This is a genomic window from Desulfoplanes sp. PS50 (genome assembly GCF_053851535.1).
In genome coordinates this window covers 1-24,143 of record NZ_JBSPZA010000022.1, presented here as the reverse complement: position 1 = coordinate 24,143, position 24,143 = coordinate 1, and the positions used below count along the sequence as shown (strand labels likewise).

Annotated in this window: 18 protein-coding genes, 1 tRNA gene, 1 rRNA gene and 1 other RNA gene; 16 read left to right on the top strand and 5 right to left on the bottom strand. The window is 54.4% G+C overall.

What is annotated here, in order from left to right:
- Positions 1–2: 2 nt before the first annotated feature.
- The gene (locus ACTVJH_RS10590; protein WP_455990193.1) at positions 3–1,646 is read right to left on the bottom strand and encodes an MBL fold metallo-hydrolase RNA specificity domain-containing protein; all 1,644 of its coding nucleotides are present in this window, start codon (positions 1,644–1,646) and stop codon (positions 3–5) included.
- A 427-nt stretch (positions 1,647–2,073) separates the two neighbouring features.
- Here ACTVJH_RS10590 and ACTVJH_RS10585 point away from each other — a divergent pair, with 427 nt between their 5' ends.
- From ACTVJH_RS10585 to ACTVJH_RS10530, 12 genes are all read left to right on the top strand, one after another.
- A complete protein-coding gene (locus ACTVJH_RS10585) occupies positions 2,074–2,733 on the top strand; it encodes an LOG family protein (RefSeq protein WP_455990310.1) in 660 nt (219 codons plus the stop codon).
- A complete protein-coding gene (locus ACTVJH_RS10580; protein WP_455990190.1) occupies positions 2,726–3,379 on the top strand; it encodes a Smr/MutS family protein in 654 nt (217 codons plus the stop codon). The genes ACTVJH_RS10585 and ACTVJH_RS10580 overlap by 8 nt, the downstream gene beginning before the upstream one ends.
- Before the next feature lie 72 nt (positions 3,380–3,451).
- Positions 3,452–5,032 (top strand): signal recognition particle-docking protein FtsY, encoded by a 1,581-nt coding sequence (gene ftsY, locus ACTVJH_RS10575; protein ID WP_455990187.1) that lies wholly within the window; start codon positions 3,452–3,454, stop codon positions 5,030–5,032.
- A 79-nt stretch (positions 5,033–5,111) separates the two neighbouring features.
- Positions 5,112–6,014 carry an NAD(P)/FAD-dependent oxidoreductase gene (locus ACTVJH_RS10570; protein WP_455990184.1) on the top strand — a complete coding sequence of 301 codons (903 nt, stop codon included), beginning with the start codon at positions 5,112–5,114 and terminating at the stop codon, positions 6,012–6,014.
- Between the two features lie 331 nt (positions 6,015–6,345).
- Positions 6,346–6,421: transfer RNA gene (locus ACTVJH_RS10565), tRNA-Ile, on the top strand.
- 134 nt (positions 6,422–6,555) lie between these two features.
- Entirely contained in the window at positions 6,556–7,542 is a 987-nt protein-coding gene (locus tag ACTVJH_RS10560; protein WP_455990181.1) for a Nif3-like dinuclear metal center hexameric protein, read from the top strand.
- 127 nt (positions 7,543–7,669) lie between these two features.
- Positions 7,670–8,431 carry a zinc ribbon domain-containing protein gene (locus ACTVJH_RS10555; RefSeq protein WP_455990178.1) on the top strand — a complete coding sequence of 254 codons (762 nt, stop codon included), beginning with the start codon at positions 7,670–7,672 and terminating at the stop codon, positions 8,429–8,431.
- A gap of 234 nt (positions 8,432–8,665) precedes the next feature.
- Positions 8,666–9,092, top strand: an RNA gene (gene rnpB / locus ACTVJH_RS10550) — RNase P RNA component class A.
- A gap of 100 nt (positions 9,093–9,192) precedes the next feature.
- Complete coding sequence (gene ispD, locus ACTVJH_RS10545; protein ID WP_455990175.1) at positions 9,193–10,410, top strand: 2-C-methyl-D-erythritol 4-phosphate cytidylyltransferase; 1,218 nt, start codon at positions 9,193–9,195, stop codon at positions 10,408–10,410.
- Between the two features lie 83 nt (positions 10,411–10,493).
- Positions 10,494–11,978, top strand: coding sequence for a glutamate--tRNA ligase (gltX, locus tag ACTVJH_RS10540; protein ID WP_455990172.1), 1,485 nt, complete (start codon positions 10,494–10,496; stop codon positions 11,976–11,978).
- A gap of 53 nt (positions 11,979–12,031) precedes the next feature.
- Positions 12,032–13,489: a cysteine--tRNA ligase gene (gene cysS / locus ACTVJH_RS10535; protein WP_455990169.1), complete on the top strand. Its 1,458-nt coding sequence runs from the start codon at positions 12,032–12,034 to the stop codon at positions 13,487–13,489.
- Positions 13,490–13,507: 18 nt separating this feature from the next.
- A complete protein-coding gene (locus ACTVJH_RS10530; RefSeq protein WP_455990166.1) occupies positions 13,508–14,464 on the top strand; it encodes a hypothetical protein in 957 nt (318 codons plus the stop codon).
- 245 nt (positions 14,465–14,709) lie between these two features.
- Here the strand turns inward: ACTVJH_RS10530 and ACTVJH_RS10525 are convergent, their stop codons facing one another.
- Positions 14,710–15,012 carry a cysteine-rich small domain-containing protein gene (locus ACTVJH_RS10525; protein ID WP_455990163.1) on the bottom strand — a complete coding sequence of 101 codons (303 nt, stop codon included), beginning with the start codon at positions 15,010–15,012 and terminating at the stop codon, positions 14,710–14,712.
- A gap of 232 nt (positions 15,013–15,244) precedes the next feature.
- Between ACTVJH_RS10525 and ACTVJH_RS10520 the strand changes: the two genes are divergently transcribed.
- Both ACTVJH_RS10520 and uvrA read left to right on the top strand, forming a co-directional pair.
- Positions 15,245–15,811, top strand: a complete 567-nt coding sequence (locus ACTVJH_RS10520; RefSeq protein ID WP_455990160.1) for a hypothetical protein — start codon at positions 15,245–15,247, stop codon at positions 15,809–15,811.
- A 183-nt stretch (positions 15,812–15,994) separates the two neighbouring features.
- On the top strand, positions 15,995–18,754 hold the full coding sequence (gene uvrA, locus ACTVJH_RS10515; RefSeq protein WP_455990158.1) for an excinuclease ABC subunit UvrA: 2,760 nt from the start codon (positions 15,995–15,997) through the stop codon (positions 18,752–18,754).
- Between the two features lie 320 nt (positions 18,755–19,074).
- Here the strand turns inward: uvrA and ACTVJH_RS10510 are convergent, their stop codons facing one another.
- Together ACTVJH_RS10510 and rfaD are read right to left on the bottom strand one after the other, a co-directional pair.
- Positions 19,075–20,280: a class II fructose-bisphosphate aldolase gene (locus ACTVJH_RS10510; RefSeq protein ID WP_455990155.1), complete on the bottom strand. Its 1,206-nt coding sequence runs from the start codon at positions 20,278–20,280 to the stop codon at positions 19,075–19,077.
- Positions 20,281–20,497: 217 nt separating this feature from the next.
- The gene (rfaD, locus tag ACTVJH_RS10505; protein ID WP_455990152.1) at positions 20,498–21,484 is read right to left on the bottom strand and encodes an ADP-glyceromanno-heptose 6-epimerase; all 987 of its coding nucleotides are present in this window, start codon (positions 21,482–21,484) and stop codon (positions 20,498–20,500) included.
- Positions 21,485–22,190: 706 nt separating this feature from the next.
- Here rfaD and hisH point away from each other — a divergent pair.
- Together hisH and hisF are read left to right on the top strand one after the other, a co-directional pair.
- Entirely contained in the window at positions 22,191–22,832 is a 642-nt protein-coding gene (gene hisH, locus ACTVJH_RS10500; RefSeq protein ID WP_455990149.1) for an imidazole glycerol phosphate synthase subunit HisH, read from the top strand.
- The gene (hisF, locus tag ACTVJH_RS10495; protein ID WP_455990146.1) at positions 22,822–23,601 is read left to right on the top strand and encodes an imidazole glycerol phosphate synthase subunit HisF; all 780 of its coding nucleotides are present in this window, start codon (positions 22,822–22,824) and stop codon (positions 23,599–23,601) included. The genes hisH and hisF overlap by 11 nt, the downstream gene beginning before the upstream one ends.
- Before the next feature lie 383 nt (positions 23,602–23,984).
- On the opposite strand, the gene rrf is transcribed toward hisF, so the two are convergent.
- Positions 23,985–24,099: ribosomal RNA gene (gene rrf / locus ACTVJH_RS10490) — 5S ribosomal RNA — on the bottom strand.
- Positions 24,100–24,143 lie beyond the last annotated feature (44 nt).

Here is a 24,143-nt window from a genome sequence, read left to right as displayed (position 1 = left end):
TTTCAGCTGTCCGTGGTTTGTTCCTCTTTTTCGGGATAAATCTCGGACAAAAGCTGGGAAAGACGCCCGTTGATGTCAACCAGATTGTCCCTGATTTCAGTCTGATGGACCCAACCCATGGCCGTCAGTCTCTTCTTTCTCTCTGCAAGCTGTGCAACCCGACTCTGGGTATCTGCGACAAGATACTCCCAGTCGATTCCCGGACGGGCCTTTTCCGGTTCGTACTCGGGAGTCACCTCCTCACCAGGCGCAAGCTCACATTCCTCGAGATAGTCCGGAATATGGACATCGAACCCGAACCGTTCCCGGATCAGGGAGGCGAGCACCTTTTGCCCTTCATATTCTCCGTGAACCAGAAAAACCCGCAAGCGGGGATTGTAGAAATGGGAAAGCCATGTCAGCAGCTGTTCCTGCCCGGCATGAGCTGAAAAACCGCCGATGGTGAAAACCCGTGCCTTGACCGCGATCTGTTCACCAAGGATGCGGATTTCCCTGGCCCCATCCACGATCTTGCGGCCCGGAGTCCCAAAGGCCTGAAACCCCACAAAAACCACGCTGGAACCCGGCCTCCACAGATTATGGCGCAGATGATGCTTGATCCGTCCGGCATTGGCCATGCCGGAAGCGGAAATAATGACCGCAGGACCATCAAGGTTGTTGATTTCCATGGATTCTTCAGCACTCAGGGTCATCCGCAGATTGGGAAGAGAAAGAGGGTCTTCGCCGTTGGAGAGAATCTCCTGGCTTGTATCATCGTAGAATTCCCTGTGATTGCGAAAGATCTTCGTGGCCCTGATGGCCAGGGGACTGTCCAGGAAGACAGGCATATCCGCAGGCAGTTTGCCCTCCTTGGCCAGAAGATGCAGGGAATAGATGAGTTCCTGACTCCGCTCCACGGCAAAGGCAGGGATGATCACCTTTTCTCCATGTTCGTAGCTGAACCTGATGGCCTCGGCCAGTTCTTCACGACTGCGGCTTTCGTCCTTGTGATTCCTGTTTCCGTAGGTGGATTCCATGAACAGAAAATCCGCATCGTTGACCACGTCCGGATCTCTGATGATCAATTGGTTGGGGCGGCCGAGATCCCCGGAAAAGACCATCTTCTGCAGCCGATCGTTCTCCTCGACCCACAATTCGATGAAGCTTGAGCCGAGAATATGCCCGGCATCCTTGAACTTGACCCGAACACCGGAAACGGGCTCGAAAACCTTGTCATAGGCCACGGGTTCAATCAGGGGAATAGTCTTTTCAGCGTCTGCCTGATCATAGAGGGGTTCGACTGGCTTGTTTCCGTGACGCTGCCTGCGATTGTTCTCCCACTTGGCCTCCATCTCCTGAATATGTGCAGAATCCTTGAGCATGATTTCAAGGAGATCGCGGGTCGGAGGGGTGGTATAGATCGGCCCGGCAAACCCGTTCCGGACAAAACGGGGCAGCAGTCCGGAATGATCGATATGGGCGTGGGTCAAAATAACGAACTCGATGGAATCCGGACGATAGGCATCGATCTGGTTGAAATTGCGCTTTTCAATCTCCTTGTTGCCCTGATGCATGCCGCAATCAACAGCAAACCGATGCCCCGCGGCCTCGAGGATATAACACGATCCCGTTACGGTTCTGGCTGCTCCTAGAAATTTGATCTTCATCCTGAAAACTCCTTGGCTACAAATCTTGCAAAGCACCCTTCCAGGACCGCGAAACGGTCAAATCGGATCTTTGCCCTTTATGGACTTTTGATATATGAAAAAATGTTTCAGCAGGGATGTAAATGCCCCGGGGAAACGACTCTCGCCGCCACGCATCCCGGGTCCCGCATACAATCCCCTGATAATACGCTGACATCGTTTCCCCAACCTGCCGTGTATCCCGAAAATCGAGAACAATCCGGCTTTTGAGCTGATCCCTGGTCTGCATACACGTGAGACCTGGTCAGGAACAACAAACACCGGGTACCCGGTGTTTCCTCGTTGCTATATCAACCGGTCTTGTCGCTTTTGAACAAAACGGCAGATACATTTTCTCGATTTTCTACAAAATAAACCTGTTATCCGCAAGTAGCATCCTATGACCACAATGCCTGACTCCAAACAATACCTCATTGACGATCTTTCCTATAAGAACTCCTGGCGTCTTTTCAAAATCATGGCCGAATTCGTGGACGCCTTTGAACAACTCGGGGATATAGAACCCGCTGTGTCCATCTTTGGCTCGGCACGGGTTCAACGTGACGATCCGTTCTATGTCATGACCTACAACCTGGCCAAAAAAATCGCGGCCCACCATCATTCGATCATTTCCGGGGGAGGACCCGGGATCATGGAGGCCGCCAACAAAGGGGCCCGGGACGCCGAAGGGACCTCGGTGGGCCTTCACATCCACCTGCCCTTTGAACAGAAGTCCAACCCGTATATTGATATCAAGTGCAGTTTCAGATATTTTTTCGTGCGCAAGGTCATGTTCATCAAATATGCCAAGGCCTATGTGATCATGCCTGGCGGATTTGGCACCCTGGACGAATTCAGTGAGGCCCTGGTCCTCATGCAGACACGCCGGATCAAACCCTGCCCCTTGATCCTGGTAGGCAGAGATTTCTGGCGCGGCCTGGTGAACTGGTTCGAGTCATCATTGCTACCGTCCAAATACATCAAGGAAAAAGATCTGTCCCTGTTCCATCTCGTGGATACCGAAGAGGAGATCATGGACGTACTCGAGCGAGAAGGGGTTCATGCATAATCCTTTCAAGAAGATTGGCAGCTCACTCTCTTCCCCTGAAAAGAAAGAAGTCTCCCGCAAACAGAATAAGCCAACGGAGGAAGAGCTCTTTACACGCGCCATGCAGGATGTTGCCCCCCTGCAAGGGAGTGGACGGGATATTGCGCCCAATCCCTCACCCGGCAAAAAACGCCCCCAGATAAAGACAACCACCTCCTTCAGCGAACTTTTGGAAAAAAACATCCAATTCGACCTCGAAAGTACCCATGAGTATATCCAGGGAAATATCAGGGGGTTGAACCAAAAAACCTTTCGTAAACTCAAGGCCGGAACATTCAGCGTGGAGGCCCATCTCGACCTGCATGGACATACTCTTGACCAGGCACGGATTTCCTTTCTGGACTTCATGCGCGAGACCTACCTAAAGGGCATGCGTTGCGTGCTGATCATCCCTGGCCGCGGCAAAAACTCCCCGCTGGGTATGGGAATCCTCCGACAGGGAGTCCAATCCTGGCTGACCAGAGATCCTGTCAAACGGATCGTGCTGGCCTTTTGCACGGCCCAACCCCGCCACGGAGGCGCTGGGGCTCTGTATGTTCTGCTTCGCAAGCACAAAAAGGGACAGGGCAAAATTTTCTGGGACAAGCTATTTTTTGACAAAAAATAGCGAACCAGCACATGCAGTCAAACCAAACAGCTAATTGACCCATCTTTTTTTTCATCTTCAAGGAGCCTATCCATGGGATTCTTCTCAAAAATCAAAAAAATCTGGAAAAAGGATGACCACGATCACAAGGCCGGAACCGAGGTACCACAGGCCGAGGCCCCGAGTCCGGTCGACTCGCCCATCCAGTCCGAAGTCCAGGAACATTCGCAGGCACCAGCTCCCGCAGCAAAGGATGAACCCCGGCAAGAGTCCGACGCCGAAGCACACGCCCATGAACCCGTCCAGGAGAGATCGTTTTTAAAAAAACTTCTTCAATCCAAACAGGAGAAACCGGCTCCGCCCAAATCGGAAGAACCGATCATCCCAGCTACAGACCAACCAGCTGATGAATCTGAAACGCAGCCCGAACCTCTGTCCGACATATTCACCCAGGACAAGCCAAAAGCACAACGACTCGAGCCCTGGCAGCAGGAGCTGGTTCATGCCCTGGAACATGCCGAGCCCAAACTGAGTATCTGGCTGACCCATCTCTTGAGCGGTGTCAGTGAACGCGGCGACGAGCTCTGGAAACGTCTGCACTTCCTTCTCGAACAATTGGAGGTTCCTCACGAAGAAGGTGATGATTTCATCGATCGCTTCGACCACTGGCTGGAAGAGATGGAATACGAACGGGTCGAAGAATTCAGATCGGAACTGCAATACCGCCTGGCCCTGGCCCTGGATCTCGAGGATGAAGAAGACGAACAAAGCCGTCTTTTCCTCAAACTCTCCGAGGGATTGACCAAGACAAGAGAACAGCTTTCCAAACGGATCGATCACCTCCTGAGCATGACAGGGGCTTTTGACGACGAATTCTGGGAAGAGCTTGAAGAGATTCTGATCATGGCCGATGTGGGGTACGAAGCCTCGCATAAACTCCTCGAGCGGCTGCGACCCAAGATTCGCCGTGAGGAAATCGCCGACGCCCAGGCATTCAAGGAGGTTCTCAAGGCCGAGCTGGTGCAGATCTTCGAAGAGGCGCAACGCCCGGCCAAAACCGGCACCCCCGAGGTCGTACTCATGGTCGGCGTCAACGGCGTGGGCAAGACAACAACCATTGCCAAACTGGCCCACCGGTCGCAGATGCAGGGCAAGAAGACCCTGGTGGCGGCCGGAGACACCTTCAGAGCAGCGGCCATTGAGCAGCTGGGCATCTGGGCAAAACGGGTCGGGGCCGGATTCTATGCCAAAGGGCATGGAGCCGATCCTGCCGCTGTGGCCTACGAGGCCATGACTACGGCCATTGATGAAGGATATGACCAGGTGTTCATGGACACGGCCGGTCGTATCCATACCAAGGTCGACCTGATGGAAGAGCTCAAGAAGATCAAGCGGGTTCTGGGCAAAAAAATGGACGGGGCCCCGCACCGAACGATCCTCGTCCTGGACGCGACCACCGGCCAGAACGCCCTCTCCCAGGTCAAACTTTTTTCCGAGGCGGTTGACCTCGACGAGATCGTTCTTACTAAACTCGACGGTACGGCCAAAGGGGGGATCATCGTGGCCGTTGCCCTGGAATTCAAGATCCCCATTTCCTTTATCGGCCTTGGCGAACAGATGGAAGACCTGCGCCCGTTCAGCGGTGAAGATTTCGCCAAAGCCCTTCTGGACTGATCCTCCGGGTATGCCTGCACGCGACAGACATGCCCGAAGCATGCAGACACGCGCAGGCATACCACCAAAGGAGCAGAGCATGGACCACGTTCAAATTCTCATAGTAGGTCAGGGTCCCGCAGGCCTTTCCGCCGCCATCTATACCGGCAGAGCCGGGCTGAATACCCTGATTCTGGGATGTTCCCCCAAAATCGCCGGGGACTACGATATAGATAACTATTTCGGATTCCCCGAAACCATTTCCGGCAACGAACTCATAGAACGCGGTGAGAGCCAGGCCAGACGTTTTGGCGTGGACATGCGCTGTGAGCGGGTTCTCGCCATTCATCCCCTGGAAAAAGGAAGTTTCGAGGTCAAGACGGAAAAGGAAACCATCGAGGCGGACGCCGTCATCCTGGCCACGGGTGTCGCCCGGGTCAAATCGTTGATCAAAAACGCCGCAGACTACGAGGGCAGGGGCATTTCCTATTGTGTCAGCTGTGACGCCTTCTTCTACCGGAACAAGAGAGTCATGGTTGTGGGAGAAGGGGTTTTTGCGGCCAACCAGGCCCTGGAACTCAAGGAGTACACCCCCCATGTGTCCATTTGCACCCAGGGAAACGATCTGACCATCACCCCGAAATTTCTCAAACGTCTGGAAAAGGCCGGCATTCCGATCATTGAAAAGACAGTCACCCAGGTAACCGGAGAAAGCGGGGTCGAGGGAATTGTATATGACGACGGAGCCACAGAACCCATGGACGGCATTTTCGTGGCCAGGGGCGAGGCATCTTCCCTGGATTTTGCCTATTCCCTGGGGCTGTTGCGCAACGGCGTGTTCATCGAGGCTGATGGCGACCAGAAAACCAACGTGCCCGGCGTGTTTGCCGCCGGAGACTGCGTGGGCAACTTCCTGCAGATCAGCGTGGCCGTGGGAGAAGGTGCCAAGGCGGGCCGCTCGGCCATCAAATACCTCAAGGGATTCAACGACAACGGAAATTAAACCCATCGTGTCCGCACGCCGGGTCCTGCAGCGTACTACTATCCCGCAGCTGCACACTACACACAAGCATATGGCCGGTTTGCCCCGTTGGGGACGGTTTGGCTGTCTGACCGAGTCAGGCATCGTTCATCAAGCCGTTGCCAGGCATCCTGGTCATACTTTCAGATTGAATAGCAACGGTTTGATGGTACGAGGCCGACGAGGGAGTTTCAAACCGTCCCCAACGGGGCAAACCGGCCATGGATACAGCGAACAAATCAGCCCGGCCATACGTCCCATGATTCTTGACAGGTCCATTGGGAAAAGCATATAGAACCGTCTTCTTTTGCACGGGCCCATAGCTCAGTTGGCAGAGCCCCCGGCTCATAACCGGATGGTCCGAGGTTCGAATCCTCGTGGGCCCACCACCCTATTCGCTTGTCTAGTCAGTGAGTCGTAAAACCACGCAACACGACAAGCCGTGCAAACCAAGGTGTTTCCCTGCCTCTGACCGGAAACACCTTTTTTGTTCCCGAACCATAGCCACTTCCGGGATAGCGTTATGCAACCAGAACATGTGATCGCCCGTCTTGAAAAGGATGCCCCGCCATGGCTGGCCGCATCATGGGACCACAGCGGCATTCAGGTCAGGGGCAACCGTGCTCGGATCACCCGCATGGCCGTGGCCCTCGATCCAACTCCAGAGACGATCCGTTCGGCCGTTGAATTGGGGGCAGATTTTGTGCTCACCCATCACCCTCTGGGAATCACGCCACAATTTCCAGCTGCAGATGACGAGCTGTACGCAACCATGTCGTTACTCATGGCCAACGGCATCTGGCTGTACGCGGCCCACACGACCCTCGATGCCCAGCCCGAAGGTCCGGCAAACTGGCTGGGCCGGGAACTCGGCCTGACCAACCAGACCGTTCTCGAGCCCACAGCACGGCAAAACGCTCTCCTGGTCAGGATCCCCCATGGTCACGACCTCTGTCCCATTGATCTGCCGGGGGTGGTGACGGTCATCGAGCAGAAAAATCTCCTTGAAGTGGTCGTGTGGAATGATCAGTGGCCCAGCGTTCGTCAGGAACTTGAAAATCGCCATGGCCATGTTCTTGACTACCACACCCTGATTCTTGAAGAACCTTCTCGATCCTATGGGTTTGGCTGCATCGGCGATCTCGAAGTCCCCCTGGACTGGTCATCGTTCCAGTCCCGACTTGCCGGGCTGCTGGACACCACGTATTGGACACGCATAGGCAATCCTTTGCCGCGTATCAGCCGCGTGGCCTATTGCCCCGGTTCGGGAGCTTCCTTGGCCCACAGGGCTTTTGCCACCGGAGCCCACGTTTACATAACCGGGGATATTAAATATCATCAGGCGCAGGATATGGAACCCCTGGGGTTGGCCCTTGATGTAGGTCACTATATTCTTGAAGAAAAAATGATGCGTGTCTGGCTTGAAATACTCAAGCGAGATTTCAATGCCCACGGCGTGGAACTCGCCTTCATCCCGGGCAAGAACCCCTTATGCGTTGAAAAAACTTGAATCCAAGCCTATACCTATAAAGAATCACCTCGGCCCAGTCCCCCAAGAGGGAAACGCCGACAGACCGGATCCCCCATTTCTTTTTCCTGTTCTGCGGAAAACCCGGGTACATAAGGAGGATACACCTTTGAGCCTTTACATCGATCAAATCCGACAGCTGGTCATCCTGCAGAAAATCGATTCTCAGGTCATTGAAATCGACAAGCGTCTGGCCGAAGCCCCCAAGGAGCTCGAAAGCCTGGAAGACGCGCTGACCACAAAAAATGAACGCCTCGAACAACTCAAGGAACGCGTTGATATCCTCAAGGATCAGCAGAACAAACTCGAAACAGATATCGAGGAAGACGCCACACGCATCAAAAAAAGCAAGAACAAACTCATGATGGTCGAAAATACCAAAGAGTATCATGCCATGATGAGAGAGATGGATGGTCTTGAAAAGATGAACCGGATGCGTGAAGAGGAAAAGGTCACCCTGATGGAGGATCTCAAGGACCAGGAGGTCCTTTTCGAGAATCTCTCTGAGGAGATCGCCAATGAAAAGGCCCAGCTCGAGGAAAAGCGGGCTTCCATGCAGGTCGAGCTGACCAAGATGCAGAACAAGCGAAAAAAGCTTGAAAAAGAGAAGCAGGCCGCCTGTGACCTCATCCCCAAACCCATTTTCAAACGCTACGATTACATCCGGACCAAATTGGAAAGCCCGGTCATCGTTTCGGTCACTGAGGGTATCTGCAATGGATGCCGCATCAGCATTCCGCCCCAGAAGTTCATTGAACTGCAAAAAGGGGAACAGATCCTCAGCTGCCCCAATTGCCACCGCCTGATCTACTGGGAAGATCATTTCTTTCCCCAGGGCGAAGCCAAGGAAGCAGACAAAAAGAAAAAATAAGCGTAACTATTCAGGTGCATTTCTCAAGAATCAGAATTACGAATTTAAGAAATTTAAGAGATTTAAGAAATTACAAGCGGTTAGCGTCCAGGTCCTCAATTTCTAAAATTTCTGAAATCCTTAAATCTCTGAAATTTACGGGCTGGCACTCAAATCTAACGATATATTCCAGCCTGTTGCTCCTGCTAAATTTTGACCTGAATAGTTACAAATAAGCATACATCTTTTTCATACGGAGTTGGACAGACTGTCGCCGTGCCGCACAGGCAGGGAGGAAAGTCCGGGCTCCACAGGGCAGGACGCTGGATAACGTCCAGCGGGGGTGACCCCGGGAAAGTGCCACAGAAACAAACCGCCCCGCCCTCACGCGTGAAGGCGGGGTAAGGGTGAAAAGGTGGGGTAAGAGCCCACCAGCTGCCGTGGTGACACGGCAGGCTAGGTAAACCCCGTCTGGAGCAAAACCAAATAGGAGGATGTCACGGCCGGCCCGGCCAATGTCCTCGGGTAGGTTGCTTGAGGCATGGAGTAATCCATGTCCTAGATGAATGACAGTCATCCTGCACTCACTTTGACGGCCAAGACGGCTGGTCGCAACAGAAACTATTTTGCCCGTCAAAGTGAGTGCAGGGAACAGAACCCGGCTTATCGTCCAACTCCATTTTTTTCAGCCATGGAGACCATGCTGCAAAACGCCCGTTTTCCCGTCCGCATGACTTGAAAACGGGCGTTTGTCGTCTTCCTCTCTACAAGGAAATCCAACCATGAGCACACAAACGCTTTGGGCCATTGTCCTGGCTGCCGGCAGCGGCTCTCGTCTTGCCGCAGCCGGCCTGGGAGACCGGAAACAATTCATTACGTATCAGGAAATTCCCCTTTTCTGGCACAGTGTGCGCACCTTTTCCCGCATCCCCCGCATCAAGGGGATCGTGCTGGTTCTTCCCAAAGAGGAGCTTCACCGGATCACCCCCCTGGTGGAGAATCTGGCATCCTCCGAGTCCCTGGGGGTTCCGGTGGTCTGTGTTGTCGGCGGCTCGCGCAGACAGGATTCTGTTCGTCATGCCCTGGACCATCTTCCCACCGGCTGCTCCCGGGTCCTTGTCCATGATGCGGCCAGACCCTTTTTCACTCCAAAATGCGTGCACAACCTCCTTGAGGCCGTCACTCCGGAAGTCTCCGGAGCAGTTCCTGGATGTCCGGTCACCGATACCATCAAGGAAATCCGGGACGGACAGGTTCTCCGCACCCTTGAGCGATCCTTTTTGACGGCGGTGCAGACCCCGCAACTTTTTAAACTGGATATTCTGAAACAGGCGCATGAAACAGCGATGAACAACAACTGGGAAGTCACGGATGATGCGAGCATGGTTGAAATGATGGGCCAAAAGATTGTCGTGGTGGACGGAGAACCCGGAAATATCAAGATCACCCATCCCGAGGATCTCTGCCATATCGCGCCAACCCAACAATCACCAATGCCGGTTTCCGGATTCGGCTACGATGTGCACAAATACGGCGGCAGCCGCCCCATGATCATCGGCGGAGTCCCCATTCCCGGCGGACCGGGTATCGAAGCCCATTCCGACGGCGATGTTCTCATCCACGCCCTGTGCGATGCCATCCTCGGCTGCATCGGCCAGGGAGACATCGGTGACCTCTTTCCGGACAGTGAAGCGAGTTTTGAAAACATGCCCAGCTCGGTGTTCCTGGCCGAGGTTCTCGACCGGGCCATGAAACAGGGGCTGGAGATGACCCACGTGGATATGACCGTAGTTGCCCAGATCCCGAAATTGAGCCCCTTCAAGGCCCAGATCAAAAAAAACCTCGCCTGTCTCATGAGTCTGCCCTTTGACCGGGTCAATCTCAAGGCCACAACCGAAGAGGGGCTGGGATTCACTGGCACCAAGCAGGGCATCAAGGCCATGGCCCTTGTCACGGGTACCATTGACAGAACGGGGCCAGCCCCGCACAAGCTCGTCTGAACGTCATAACAACCCGGAAGATTTTTTTCCTGCACTCAATGTTTCGCGAACTGCGCACGTGTCTTTTCCAACCCCGAGAAACCATGTCCACAACCCTGCTGACTCCCATTCCCTGGCACACACGATTCGCCCCCTCTCCCACCGGGGCCATGCATCTGGGCAACGCCAGAACCGCCATACTGAACTGGCTCATTGCCAGAAAACAGCACGGTCATTTCAGTGTCCGTCTCGAAGATACGGACAGGGAACGATCGAGCTTTTCCTCCGAGGCATCCATCCTGGCCTCCCTTGACTGGATGCATCTTAAACCCGATCATCCGGTCATCCGTCAGAGCTCCCGGCTGACTCGCTACCAGGAAACCGCCCATTTTCTGATGGATCAAGGGCTTGCCTATCCCTGCTTCTGCACTGAGGCCGAACTCCAGAGAGACAGAGAGACGGCCGCGGCCAAGGGACTTCCCCCGCGATACAATGGAACATGCTCATCCCTTTCCCCGGAAGAAATCCAGACAAAAATCGACCAGGGGCATCCCTATACCATCCGATTCCGAGTGGATCAAAACATCGGGGATGTCAGATTCACCGACCTGATCAAAGGGGAAATACATATCCCTGTCCAGGCCTTTGGAGACTTTGTCATCTTAAGGAGCAACGGCTGGCCCAGCTACAACATGGCCGTTGTGATCGACGACCTGGACATGGCCATCACCCTGGTCCTTCGGGGAGAAGATCATCTGACCAACACGGCCAGGCAGATCCTTCTCTACAGGGCATTGGGCAAAGAGCCCCCGAGATTTGCCCACCACGGACTGCTCGTGGACAAGGATCAGCGCAAATTGTCCAAGCGCTCCGGCGCCAAAAGTCTTCCGGATCTCATGGCCGCCGGCATACATCCCCTGGCCCTGGTCCATTATCTTGCCGGACTGTCCGGGGCCGTCAAGGGGAAGCAGATCGTCAAAAGTTTAGACGAGCTTGTCGATCGATTCAACCCCATGCGTCTTGGACGGGGCAATGCCGTCTTTGTAATCCAGGAACTCGAGCAGCTGAGTCGAACCTATTGGCACAAGCTGGATGCAAAGGAGCTTTTCGCGCATATTCAGGGACTTGAATCCCTGGGCGAATCTTGGCAGAATCTTTCATTGGCGCGTCAAACAGCTCTTGTCGGCACGGTCCAGGCCAACACCCATTGCGGACACGACTTTGCCCCGCTGCTGGCCGCCCTTGTTCACAAAGGCGTGTGCTACACATCCGAGGCCGTCCAGCTGATACGGCAAAAACAGAATGCCGCGATTATCCGGACATTTCTCGACCTGGTTCTCGCGTTTATCGCACTCCAGGATCACCCTGCCGACATGCCGCTGCCCATCGAGGAGGTCGGCAGGATACTCAAGGAGACATCCGAACATGCCCAGGTTACGGGCAAGAACCTCTATCTTCCCCTGCGCATGGGACTCATGGGTACGAGCCAGGGGCCGGAAATCAAGCAGTTGTTCACCGTACTGACCAGCGGGCAGATCACCAATCGGCTGCAAGAGGCATCCGCCCTTGCAGCCGACATCGACGTTTGAACCCCAACCGCGAAAAGCCCCTTCAAACCGTCATCTCTCACAGGACATCCTTTATGCAACTCTACAATACCATCATCCGGGAAAAACAGGAATTCACCCCTCTTATCGACAACCATGTCCGCATGTACGTCTGCGGAATCACGGCCTATGACTATTGTCATATCGGCCATGCGCGCTCCTGCGTGGTTTTCGATGTTCTGTACAGGTATCTCCGATCCAAAGGGTACACGGTCACCTTTGTCCGAAACTTCACGGACGTGGACGACAAGATCATCAACCGGGCCCAAAGGGAAGATACCACGTCGGAGGCCATCGCCGCCACGTATATCGATGCCTTTTACGAGGACATGGATAAACTCGGGATCAAACGTCCCGATGTCGAACCCAGGGCCACGGAACATATCACCGAAATGATCGAACTGGTCGAACAACTCATTGAAAAAGGCCATGCCTATGCCACGGACAAGGGAGATGTGTACTACCGGGTAAGGTCCTTTGATTCCTACGGCAGACTCTCGGGCCGGCAGATAGAGGAGCTCCAGTCCGGGGCGCGCATCGCACCCGGCGAGGACAAGGAAGATCCCCTGGATTTCGCCCTGTGGAAGGGAGCCAAGCCCGGGGAGCCTTCCTGGGAAAGCCCCTGGGGACTGGGCCGTCCGGGCTGGCATCTGGAATGCTCGGCCATGAGCAAAAAATATCTGGACATGCCTTTCGATATCCACGGCGGGGGGCAGGATCTCTCCTTTCCCCACCACGAAAACGAACGGGCCCAGAGCGAGGCCGCCTACGGCGTCGAGTTCGCCCGTTTCTGGGTCCACAACGGATTCGTGCAGATCAATTCCGAAAAAATGTCCAAATCCCTGGGCAACTTCACGACCATCCGGAATATCTTTGAACACTATCTCCCGGAGGTCTTGCGCTTCTTTTTGCTCACCAAACACTACCGCAGCCCCTTGGACTACTCCACCGAGGCCATTGACGAGGCGGAAAAAGGGATCCGGAGAATCTACACCACCAAGGCGCTCATAGAAACGGAGCTTGAACGTTCCAAATGGAAAAAATCCCCCCTGCCCGCGGAGCTCACAGACGAGCTCGACAAGGCTGAAGAGGGATTTGTGCGGGCCATGGAGGACGATCTGAACACGGCCGGTGCCCTGGGGCACGTGTTCACCCTGGTCCGCCTGGCCAACCGGATCGTGGAGGACAAGAACTGGAAGAAAAGCGAGCAGGCCCGGGACATCTTCCAGCGGATTCTGGATGATCTGTCCACCTGGGGCGACATCCTCGGCATTTTCACCCGGGACAGCAAGACGCTGCTCACCGAACTCCGGACCATGCGGGCCAAACGCAGGGGCATTGACGAAACAGCGGTCATCGAACTCATGAACCAGCGCGCCCAGGCCCGCAAAGACAAGGATTTTGCCCGCGCCGACGAACTCCGTGCCGAACTGACCGCCATGGATGTGACCATCCAGGATACGCCGCAGGGCGCCACCTGGGATGTGATTTAAAAACTCCCTTATCGGGCCATGAGCGATCCCCTAGCCATCCTGCAGCACGTCCTGCCTCCGCTTGTTCGATTGTTGGGTTTTATTTCCCTGGGTATTCTCATCGGTATCTTTATTGAGAATCTCAGGTGGGCTACGTTCATGGCCCGGTTGGCCACCCCGCTGGTACGCATCGCCCACCTGCAGCCGATTTCCGGGGCGAGCTTTGCCATGGCCTTTTTTTCCGGAATAACGGCCAACTCCATGCTCGCCGAGGGGTTTGCCCAAAAAAAAATCACCCGCAAAGAGGTGATCATTTCCAATCTGTTCAACAGCCTCCCCATCTACTTTCTGCATCTGCCGACCATGGCCATGATCGCGGCACCGCTCCTGAAACAGGCGGCTCCCGTCTATATCGGACTGACCCTGGGCGCGGCATGTTTGCGCACCGTCATTATGGTCGTTTCCTGCCAGATCGTTCTCCCGCCCCTTCCCGAGGGATGCGTGACCTGCGAACTCCCGGAACAGAAGCCGTTTCATCTCAAGACAGTGATCACAACAACCCTGTCCCGCTTTGCAAGCAGAATGAAGCGGATCGTCCTGATCACCGTACCCGTCTACATTCTGGTCTTTCTCGGTTCGGACCTGGGCTTTTTCGACTGGATCGAATCACTCATCGGCTCCCATGCCGGGACAATGTCCTGGTTCCCTCCCGAAGCAATCGGGGTAATCGTCCTGCAGATCAGCGGAGATTTCTCAGCCGGAGCGGCAGCAGCGGGCGCACTGCTTGAGAACAACCTCATATCCGTCAAAGGCATTGTTCTCGCCCTGGTGGCCGGGAACCTGCTTTCCTCTCCCATGCGCGCCTTCAGACATCAGCTCCCGGTCTACGCGGGCATCTTCAAACCCGGCCTGGCCCTGCAACTGATCATGGCCAATCAGGGCCTGCGCGTGGGCTCACTGGCCCTCCTCGGAGTACTTTACGCGGTTTGGGGATGAAGACAAAAGGATAAAGTACGCAGTGCACAGTGCGCAGTGCGCAGATCGAAACACATATCTGTATCTCGAATTAGATCCCAAAATTCTGAAAAAGAATTGTCTCTTTTTGTCGAGTCTTAAAAAAAAGTTGTCGTTTTTTTGGTTTTTCCTGCGTACTGCGCACTGCGTACTGTGTACTTACATGTGCACTGCGCACTGCGCACTTCTGCGCACTCCAACCCAACCTAACACCTAAAACCTAAAACCTAAAACTTACCCCCCTCCTTTCCCCGCCGTAGCTTTCCGAAATACTCCCGCAGCTTGCCAAGCACATACTCATGCCCGCCCGGTTCGTGGGGGAGCAGGCAACTCGAGCAATCCTTGATCCCGCTTTCAAGCATGGTAAAATTCCCCCCGCAATCATCCCAATAAATGAAATACAACGGACAATAGCAGTGTTTGCAATTGAACGTTTCCGGGTCGGCCCCCTCGTGGCAGGGAAAAAAGGGGCAATTCAGGTTCTGACAAAAACGATCATTTCCCGAGACATCATGTCGTATTTTTTTCACAATCGCCTCTCAATAAAATGGGGCCAGATGTGTGTCCAACCCATTCTTCGCGGTTGAATAAAAAAATTGGAGGCAAGACTCCGGGATTTCCGGAAAGACCTTGGGACAATCCGCTGCCCATCCTCTCAAAAATGAGGCAGCAATTCAATATACTTGTTTTTTTATCCCATGGCACCAATCTTGTTATTTGATGGTATCCGTTCATCCGCACATCGCCCAGGAGGACCATCCCATGCCCCTCGAAGAATCCTCTCCTCTCATGTTCCTTTTACTGGTATCGCTGATCTGCATTTTCCATCCAACCCAATCGAATTCTTACTCTTTCGTGGACATGTCACAGTTTAAAACCCCTGGATTTGAACTGGATTTTCGAGAGTTTCTCCCCCCAGACGTGATGACCTTGCCCTCACTGACCATCATGCCCCCCAATTATCCGAGTCCGGGTTTTCCACTACCTCGCAGCCCGTTTTCAGGCAGGCGGGAAAACTTCGTATCCTTTCAGGGTGCTCGAACCAATCACAATGCAACACAGAGACAGAGCTACCCGTGGCCCAGTCTGCCGTTTCCGGAACTTGGAAACCGTATTCCCACCAGCTGGCAATTCGCTTCCATGCCCCATGGCAACCGGCAGGACGGTATCAATCAGTATTTTGATGATGCAAATCCCTCCAACGGCCCCTCACATCCGGAAGATCCCTTAAATCCGTCCGATCTGAATCACGTACCTGCTCCTCTCATCTCCTGGCTTCTTGGTGCGAGCATCGTTGGGCTCATGGGCTTCAGTCGAAAACCCTGCTGATTTTTGCACCCACATTGCCTTCCTCCAACCGGAGTGTGCAAAATCCCTGCATGCTCCGGTTTCTCATTTTTCCCCACGCTTGCCAGAACGGTACCACGACTTATACATTGAGGCTGCGCGCGCCCAGGTTGCTTTTCGGCGCGATCTGTCACTCATCAACTTTGTCTTTTTGCGAGCGAATCCATGAGTTTCATTCATATACAAGGTGCCAAACAGCATAATCTGAAAAATCTCAACCTTGATATCCCGCGTGACCAACTGGTCGTTGTCTGCGGCCCGTCAGGGTCAGGCAAGTCCACCCTGGCCTTTGACATTGTCTATGCCGAAGGACAGCGACGCTATGTGGAATCCCTGTCCGCCTATGCCAGACAGTTTCTCCCCCAGCTCGACAAGCCCGATGTGGAACTCATCGAAGGACTTTCTCCGGCCATCTCCCTGGAGCAGGGAACCACATCCAAAAATCCCAGATCCACAGTGGGAACGGTCACGGAAATTTACGATTTTCTGCGGGTTTTTTTCGCCCGGCTGGGAATCCCCTACTGTCCCAAATGCGGTCAGCCCATCGAGGCCCAGACCAGCGACGAGATCATCGCCTCCATTGTAAACCTGGAGGAGAACACCCGTTTTCTGCTCCTGGCTCCCCTGGTCGAATACAAAAAAGGCACCCATGCCGACCTGTTCCAAAAACTCAAGAAACAGGGGTTTGTCCGGGCAAGCGTGGACGGCCAGGTCGTGCCTCTGGATCCTCTGCCTTCCCTGGAAAAAAACAAGCGGCACACCATTCTCCTGGTTGTCGACCGTCTCGTGGTCAAGAAAGATATACGCAAACGTCTGGCTGATTCCGTGGAACTCGGCCTGCGTTACGGTGAAGGCCGGCTCATAGTTCAGGTTGTCGGGGGAAAGGAAATCGCCTTCAGCACGGAAGCGGTCTGTCCCTCATGCAGGATAAGCCTGCCCAAACCCTCGCCCCAGCTTTTTTCCTTCAACAGTCCCCAGGGAGCCTGTCCGGCCTGCTCCGGCATAGGGAGCATGGAATATTACGAGCCCGACCTGCTGGCCCCCAACAAGGGGCTCAGCCTGTCCGAGGGCGGGATCATCCCCTGGAAAAAACCGCGTATCTTTGACCGGTTCAAGGATGATCTGGCCAGACTCGGCAAGGCCCACGGATTCACCCTGACAACCCCCCTTGGAGAATTTTCACCCACGGCCTGGAACAAACTCTTTCAGGGTGATCCCACAACAAACTGGCCCGGCGTGCTCACACTCATGGAACAGGGTCAGTCCTACGGCTCCATCTGGCGGGACGAATTGGCCAGGTTCCGGCAGACCACCCAATGTGCGGTCTGCCACGGTGCCAGACTGCGTCCGGAAGCACTGGCCGTCAAAGTCCACACGGCCAGCATCGAAGATCTTTGCTCCTGGTCCATCTCACGAACCCTTGCATGGCTCGAGGAACTCTCCTTTTCCGGAGTGAACGAGAAAATCGCCGCACCCCTGCTCAAGGAACTCCGCCACAGAATGTCCTTTCTGGTCAATGTGGGCCTCGACTACATCAACCTGGGACGAAACATGTCCACCCTTTCCGGAGGCGAGGCCCAGCGCATCAGACTGGCCGGCCAGCTTGGATCAGGACTCGTGGGAGTGACCTATGTGCTGGATGAGCCGAGTATCGGACTGCACCCCAGCGACAATGCCCGACTCATCGCCACCTTGCGCAGTCTGCAGCAAAGGGGAAATACCGTGCTTGTGGTCGAACACGACGAACCGACCATCCGGGCCGCGGACCACATCCTCGAACTCGGGCCGGGTTCGGGATCTCTGGGTGGAGAACTGATATATTCCGGGGATGTCCAGGGTCTTTTGCACCATGCATCCTCGTTGACCGGCAAATATCTGCGCGGCGAACTCTCCATCCCCCAACCTGAAAAACGACGACCTCCCAAGGGCTTTCTCCATGTCCACGGGGTCTCGACCAACAACCTCAAAGATATCGACTGTTCTTTTCCCCTGGGAAACCTGATCTGCGTGACCGGGGTTTCCGGATCGGGCAAAAGTTCCCTGATCATGGATTCGGTCTACAAACACATCGCACTTGCCCAGGGTCTCAAGGTCGAAAATCCCGGCAGGATCAACGGAGCCGAGGGCCTCGAGGCGGTGGAAAAGGTCATCCTCATCGACCAGACCCCCATCGGCCGGACGCCCCGGTCCAACCCGGCCACCTATACCAAGGTCTTCGACGAAATCCGAAAAATATTTGCCACCACCAAGGAGGCCCGCAAACGGGGATACACCCCGGGTCGTTTCAGCTTCAATGTCCGTGGCGGACGATGCGAGGCCTGTCAGGGAGACGGGCAGATCCGCGTGGAAATGCACTTTCTGCCGGATGTCTTTGTCACCTGCGAGGTCTGCGGGGGCAAACGCTACAACCGGGAAACCCTGGATGTGACCTATCGGGGCAAGTCCATCGCAGATGTCCTTGAAATGACCGTACGCCAGGCAAGGCAGTTCTTCGATGCCTACCCCCTTCTGCACCGCAGGCTCGGGGTTCTCGAGGAGGTCGGTCTGGAGTACATCCGACTGGGTCAGCCCGCAACCACCCTTTCCGGCGGGGAAGCCCAACGGATCAAGATATCGCGGGAACTGGGTAAAAAACGGCTCCCGAACACCCTGTACATCCTCGATGAACCGACCACCGGCCTGCACATGCACGAAGTGGGCAAGCTCATCCATGTCATGAACCGCCTTGTGGACAAGGGTGCTTCGGTCATGGTCATCGAGCACAATCTGGACGTCATCGGCGCGGCCGACCATGTCATCGATCTCGGCCCCGGCGGCGGCGAATACGGAGGAACCATCGTGGCCCAGGGCACCCCCGAAGAAATCGTCAAGGACACCGGCTCGGCAACCGGAAAGTTTCTCAAGGAACATTGGAAAAATATGTAAAAAAAGTGCGCAGGACGCAGTGCACAGTGCGCAGGAAAGACAAAGAAAAATAGTGAGAGGAAGTCAGATGTCGGGGACAGGTGAATGTTTGGCGAGCTTGCGAGCCTTGGCAGGTCGTATGCTGACCTTATGCAGAGAGAAAAGACGTGAGGCGTGGGGGATACGTCAACCGTTTCCCCCACGCCTCACGTCTTTCAAATCCTAAAAAATACTTGTCAGTTTTTTATATTTTCCCTGCGCACTATGCTCTTTTTTCTGTACCCTGCGCACTCCATTCACGCCAACCTAAAACCTAAAACCTAACACCTAAAACTTACAACCTACATTCCTTCCTTCTCCATCTTTGTCCCAAGATCATAGCTCCCGGCCTCCATGAGCATCTCGATGGCCAGATCGGCACTGTCCTCGGCATTGAAGACGCGGGTGAGCAGGTTATAGGTGAACGTCTCCACCCCCTTGGCCATCCGCTCACGGATGTTTCTGGGAAGGCCGAGCAATCGATTTTCAAAGGGTTTATTGAGTTTCTTGAAACTTCCCCCGGAAAAGCCCTTTTGAGCCGCATAGGCGACCATCTCCTCCCAGACCTCGGGAGGCACCCCTTTATCAGGTTCCTTGATGAAATTGCCCGCATCGTCGAGCTGGGCATTGCCGTAATCATTGACCCTCACCCCCCAGGAAATCATCTGCAGGGCGGTGGCCACATTGGCCTTGGTCGTTTGCGTGGATGAGGCAATGGCCCTGAGACGTTCGGAATTGTTTCCGGATGTCCCGTGCTGGGCCCCTGAAATCTTGTACGGAGCCAGCACATCGTGGATCTGTGCGGTCAGCTCCACCTGAATGCCCTGGTCCTCTTTCTCGATCCCATGGGTGGTCCCGTTGTTCAGGGCGATCCAGTCGGGATAGAATTTTTTATCCACAAGGCCTTTGATCAGATACAGGGCTTCCTCGGGCGTGGACAACCCCTCCTTGCCCTTGATCTCTCCGACTTCGGTCTCATACCCGGCCCAGACAGGAATAAGCGGGGCCAGTTCCAGATTGGCGGCCAGATTGGCCTCGTCAGGAAGATGGGATGCATCGATGGCGATGGAGGTCACCCCGGCATCGAAGATGGACGGGATCTCCGTCCTGCCCCGCTCGACATCGGCATCCCCCTTGATGGCGTAATGATCCGCATGAATGGCCACGGGGATTCTGATATCCAGGGCATTGCACACGTAATCCACCTTGCGGGCCAGATTCCAGAACGAGGTATCGCAATAGGCCTTTTCCCCGCCCTCGGATTTGGCGATTTCGAGAATCACAGCGGCATTGGCCCGTTCAGCCGCGGCAAGTACCCCCTGGATGACAAAAAGATTCCGACCATTGGCAGCGATGGTCATGGCCTTGCCCTTGGCGCGAAGGGCCTGGTCAATGGTCTTGCCGGTGACGATAAGTGCACGGGAATTGGGGAAAAGCTGTTCAATGTTCGGGGGACGACCAAATGTCAGTACATGTTCAAAAGCGGTCTCGGAAATGGTTCTCGGCATACAGCTACCTCCCTGATCGAAAAATGGATGAAATACAAAGGGACGTGTCCGTGAAAAGGGGTAACCAAGGATCTTGCACATATTGTGTCAATCTTCATCAATAGTTTCCACCATAGCTCAAAAAATACGCAATGAAAAGATTATTCCATAAAAAAGGGCATATTTTTCATAACACTGTTTGAAAAATATGCCCTTCGCCATTTGGGTTGAAAAGGATTTATTCTTCGTCACCCCTCAGGGTCCGGTCGTCCCGGGCAAGATAGTTGATCACGTAATCAGCCGCCCCTTGCTCCAGGGATCGCATGGGAACCGTACACCCTGCCGCCCGCAATCTGTCCATGTTCGCATGGGTGTAATATTGATACTTGTCCCGAATGGCTTCAGGCATGTCCACATAGGTGATCTTTGGCTCTCGGTCCATGGCCGCAAACACCGACCGGACCAGATCGTTCCAGGTCCTGGCTTCACCCGTGCCCACATTGTAGATGCCGCCCACATCTTCATGGGTCAACAGCCACCACATCACCTCAACGCAATCCTTGATATACACAAAATCTCTCTGCTGCTCCCCATCCCGGTAATCCGGCCGGTATGATTTGAACAATCCCATCTTTCCGGTGGATTGTATCTGGTGAAAGGCCTTGCAGATCACGCTTTTCATGTCATCCTTGTGATATTCGTTCGGACCGAAGACATTGAAAAACTTGAGTCCGACCATACTCCCAAGCAACCCGTTCTTCCTGACCCAGAGATCGAAAAGCTGCTTGGAATAGCCGTACATGTTCAAGGGGACAAGCTGATCCATGGTCTCGGGATCGTCATCAAAACCAAGGGAACCGTCCCCATAGGTGGCAGCCGAGCTGGCATAAATGAACCGGGCCCCCTTGTTCAGGGCATACTCTGCCAGGGTCCGGGTGTAATGGAAATTGTTCTCCATCAGATAGTCGGCATCCGGCTCCGTGGTGGACGAACAGGCCCCCATATGGATGATTCCCTCTACGTTTCCATCGAAGCGGCCGGAACGCACCTGCTCGATAAACGCTGTCTTGTGCATATAGTCCGCATACCTGAGCCCGACCAGATTTTTCCACTTGGAACTGACGCCCAGATTGTCGACCACGAGAATATCATCGAACCCCATCCGATTGAGCTTCCAGACCATTGCACTGCCAATGAATCCGGCCCCACCTGTAACAATATACATAATAAATGTACTCCTTGATTTCTTTATTGCCCTAACGTCTCGACGGCCGGACACATATCTTCGCGGGCAGACATCTGGATCGGCCCCTCAATATGATCATTCTCCAAAGGAGTCTCCTCTAATCCCAAACCCGAAAACATTCAAATCCGAACCCGGCCCAATATCTCATCCAACGCCTGATACATCATAGCCGGTTTGCTCCGTTTCAGACGGTTTGACTGTCTGACCGAGCCAGGCATCGTTCATCAGGCCGTTGTCCCACATGCAGACAGAACGTTGAACGAGTCGTGAGTAACGGCCTGATGGTACGAGGCCGGCAAGGGAGTTTCAAACCGTCTGAAACGGAGTGAACCGGCCATACAAACACCTTCGCCCTGAAACACAGCCCAAGTCTCATCCAACCCCTGAAACATCATGGCCGGTTTGCTTCGTTTCAGACGGTTTGACTGTCTGACCGAGCCAGGCATCGTTCATCAGGCCGTTGCCCCACATGCTGACAGAACGTTGAACGTGTCGCGAGCAACGGCCTGATGGTACGAGGCCGGAAAGGGAGTTTCAAACCGTCTGAAACGGAGTGAACCGGCCATACAAACACATCACCCCCCAAACCCCGGTCTCCCGGCGATTGCGAACCGGTGCTATTCAGGCTAAGGAACATTTTTTGAAATCAACCGATTCCATCGATCGTCAAACAAGGAAATCCTCTATGCTTGCCATTGTGGACTACCGGGCCGGCAACCTGACCAGCGTTCGCCGTGCCCTGGATCATCTCACCATCCCCTGCACCATCACGGGCGACCCCGAAATCATCACCCAGGCTGACGGGGTTATCTTCCCCGGTGTCGGGGCAGCCGGCTCGGCCATGGACCATCTGAAAAAATCCGGATTGGACACAACCATTGCATGGTGTGCCGACAATAATCGCCCCGTGCTCGGCATCTGCCTGGGCTGCCAGATCATCCTCGATCACAGCCGGGAAAACGACACACAAACCCTCGGAATCATTCCCGGGGAGTGTCTGCCTTTTTCCAGGGATCTCCATGAAGAGAACGGAGAACCCATCCGCATCCCGCACATGGGCTGGAACCAGGTTCGGCTGACCGCGCCCTGCCCCCTGTTCGAGGGGATTTCGGCCGATGCGGAATTCTATTTTGTACACGGATATTATACACAACCCGTTCCCGAATATGTGGTGGGAACAACCCATTACGGAATGGATTTCTGTTCGGTTCTGGGACGCGAGGGGCTGTGGGCGGTGCAATTCCATCCTGAAAAAAGCGGCCGCCCCGGTCTCCAACTATTGAAAAATTTTGCTGCCTATTGCAGGGGGAACAGCCATGCTCAGTAAACGGATCATCCCCTGTCTCGATGTCAGAAACGGCAAGCTGACCAAGGGTATCAGGTTCAAGGGCAATGTGGATATCGGCGATCCCGTAGAAACGGCCCGCATGTACTACGAGCAGGGCGCTGACGAGATCGTCTTCTATGATATCACCGCATCTGCCGAACACCGGGGCATCATGCTCAAGGTGGTCGAAGATGTGGCCAAGACCATTTTCATTCCTTTTTCGGTCGGCGGAGGAATCAGTACGCTTGAAGACATGCGTGCGGTCATCGGAGCCGGAGCGGAGAAAATCTCGGTCAACTCGGCCGCAGTCAAGACCCCGGAGATCATCACCCAGGGCGCTGCGGCCTTTGGTTCCCAATGCGTTGTTGTGGGCATGGACGTGCTCAAGGTGGAACGGACCCAATCCATCCCATCAGGCTATGAGATCGTCATTCATGGCGGCCGAAAGCACATGGGCATCGATGCCCTGTGGTGGGCCAGACATGTCGAGGAACTCGGCGCGGGTGAAATCTGTCTCAACTCCATCGATGCCGATGGTACCAAGGACGGCTATGAACTCGAGCTGACCCGGCTCATCGTGGACAATGTGAACATTCCGATCATCGCCTCGGGCGGAGCCGGATCTCCCCAGCACATGGTCGATGCCGTCACAACCGGAGGGGCCTCGGCCGCCCTGATCGCCTCCATTGTCCATTACGGGGAATACACCATTTCAGCGATCAAGGACTACATGACCGAACACGGGGTCAAGGTACGAACTGTCTGGTAATGCGGAAAGATATCTGTCTGGAAATATAGTCTGAAATTCAAAATTACATGTGATCATCAGTAACTATTCAGCCACTGACTGCCGATTATGTTTTGCCCCCTGGGAACGCCGAGCGTCTGCTCGGCACCGCGTCTTCGAACCAGCAGGAAACCGGACAGATGACATGCCCAGGGGTAATATAACGATACTCCATCTCCATTGTCTGAAAGGCCGAGCAGACGCTCGGCGTTCCCGGAAAAAGACACATCTTTATGCCGAATTATCGTGCTGAAGAGTTATGATCGTCATAGACTGAATTCAAAAAATTGCTGACGTATGACGCAAACACCAAAGAGCCCCCACATCATGAGATGTGGGGGCTCTTTGGTGATTGAAAAAAGAAGTCCTGGCGACGACCTACTTTCCCGCGGTTAGGACCGGAGTATCATCGGCGCTGGAGGGCTTAACTTCCGAGTTCGAGATGGAATCGGGTGTGTCCCCTCCGCCTTGGTCACCAGGACAAATATTAAGAAAAATAGAGCGATTTGCAATTAAGACGCGCG

Coding starts and splice junctions, on each gene's coding strand:
- ACTVJH_RS10590 (WP_455990193.1), bottom strand. CDS start 1,646: ATGAAGATCAAATTTCTAGGAGCAGCCAGAACCGTAACGGGATCGTGT.
- hisH (WP_455990149.1), top strand. CDS start 22,191: ATGCTTGCCATTGTGGACTACCGGGCCGGCAACCTGACCAGCGTTCGC.
- ACTVJH_RS10530 (WP_455990166.1), top strand. CDS start 13,508: ATGAGCGATCCCCTAGCCATCCTGCAGCACGTCCTGCCTCCGCTTGTT.
- ACTVJH_RS10580 (WP_455990190.1), top strand. CDS start 2,726: ATGCATAATCCTTTCAAGAAGATTGGCAGCTCACTCTCTTCCCCTGAA.
- ACTVJH_RS10560 (WP_455990181.1), top strand. CDS start 6,556: ATGCAACCAGAACATGTGATCGCCCGTCTTGAAAAGGATGCCCCGCCA.
- ACTVJH_RS10520 (WP_455990160.1), top strand. CDS start 15,245: ATGCCCCTCGAAGAATCCTCTCCTCTCATGTTCCTTTTACTGGTATCG.
- ispD (WP_455990175.1), top strand. CDS start 9,193: ATGAGCACACAAACGCTTTGGGCCATTGTCCTGGCTGCCGGCAGCGGC.
- uvrA (WP_455990158.1), top strand. CDS start 15,995: ATGAGTTTCATTCATATACAAGGTGCCAAACAGCATAATCTGAAAAAT.
- ACTVJH_RS10570 (WP_455990184.1), top strand. CDS start 5,112: ATGGACCACGTTCAAATTCTCATAGTAGGTCAGGGTCCCGCAGGCCTT.
- rfaD (WP_455990152.1), bottom strand. CDS start 21,484: ATGTATATTGTTACAGGTGGGGCCGGATTCATTGGCAGTGCAATGGTC.
- ftsY (WP_455990187.1), top strand. CDS start 3,452: ATGGGATTCTTCTCAAAAATCAAAAAAATCTGGAAAAAGGATGACCAC.
- ACTVJH_RS10510 (WP_455990155.1), bottom strand. CDS start 20,280: ATGCCGAGAACCATTTCCGAGACCGCTTTTGAACATGTACTGACATTT.
- gltX (WP_455990172.1), top strand. CDS start 10,494: ATGTCCACAACCCTGCTGACTCCCATTCCCTGGCACACACGATTCGCC.
- ACTVJH_RS10585 (WP_455990310.1), top strand. CDS start 2,074: ATGCCTGACTCCAAACAATACCTCATTGACGATCTTTCCTATAAGAAC.
- hisF (WP_455990146.1), top strand. CDS start 22,822: ATGCTCAGTAAACGGATCATCCCCTGTCTCGATGTCAGAAACGGCAAG.
- cysS (WP_455990169.1), top strand. CDS start 12,032: ATGCAACTCTACAATACCATCATCCGGGAAAAACAGGAATTCACCCCT.